The 853-nt window shown below is 55.2% G+C and carries 3 protein-coding genes; 1 reads left to right on the top strand and 2 read right to left on the bottom strand.

From position 1 onward, the window contains the following. Positions 1 to 471, top strand: a 471-nt coding sequence (locus DOU54_RS27635) for a site-specific integrase (RefSeq protein ID WP_353505555.1), incomplete at its 5' end; no start/stop codon positions are given. On the opposite strand, the gene DOU54_RS26175 is transcribed toward DOU54_RS27635, so the two are convergent. Beyond that, entirely contained in the window at positions 468 to 659 is a 192-nt protein-coding gene (locus DOU54_RS26175) for a hypothetical protein (protein ID WP_113732116.1), read from the bottom strand. The two genes, DOU54_RS27635 and DOU54_RS26175, sit on opposite strands and share 4 nt — an antisense overlap. Positions 660 to 711: 52 nt before the next feature. Beyond that, positions 712 to 843, bottom strand: a complete 132-nt coding sequence (locus tag DOU54_RS26180) for a DUF2190 family protein (RefSeq protein ID WP_286079967.1) — start codon at positions 841 to 843, stop codon at positions 712 to 714. Positions 844 to 853: the final 10 nt, after the last annotated feature.

The raw sequence follows: 853 nt of genomic DNA on the forward strand, positions 1-853 counted from the left end.
TTGAACATCGAAGCGCGGTGCATTCTCCTGGGAATGATCAATACGGGGGCTAGACCGTCCGAGATAGCGGGCTTGCTGCCTGAACATATCCGCCTCGAAGCTTCCGTGCCGCACATATCCATAGAACCGGTAGGGCGACAGTTGAAGAACCCGCAATCGAAGCGCGTCATTCCGCTAACGGGTATTTCATTGAAGGCTTTTCAAGACTGCCCGAATGGCTTCCCTACCTACTGCGCCAAGGACACGGCGTCGGCGACAATCAACAAATTCATGCGCGAAAACGGCCTGATGGAATCCGATCAGCATGTTCTCTACTCTTTGAGACATGCCTTCGAAGATCGAATGATCGCTGCCGAATTTGACGACAGGATGCGGCGGCAGTTGTTCGGCCACAAACTCAACCGAGAGAAATACGGAAAAGGGCCATCGCTGGAACTGATGCACGAGAAGCTCGAAGCTATAGCGATTTAGGCGAGATCGCGGATTTCCCGACGTTGGCGAGCGATCCGTTGAATCGGCGTCTCACGCGATCCGGCCAAAATGTTGTATTCTTTGTCTAGCCGGTCGAAAACCGGCGTCAGCAATGGATTTGCGGCGGCAAGTTCGGCCACGACACAACGAGCCTGTTTCAGTTCTTCGATATTGATCTGGACACGCATTATCCTACCCCAAATAGAACGGGCTTCCGACTGTCGCCGAAAGCCCCTTTGCTCAGACGATCTTGACGTGGACGCTGCCCGAGTTCGCGGCGGCTGCGGTGACGGCCACGCCGATAAGCGTATTGCCGGTTGCCGTCGTCGTGACGAGCTTGGCGGTCGAGTCATAGTAGACCTTCGCGCCGATGCCGAAGTTG

It is taken from the genome of Agrobacterium sp. MS2, assembly GCF_003261015.1.
In the GTDB taxonomy this organism is placed as follows: domain Bacteria; phylum Pseudomonadota; class Alphaproteobacteria; order Rhizobiales; family Rhizobiaceae; genus Agrobacterium; species Agrobacterium pusense.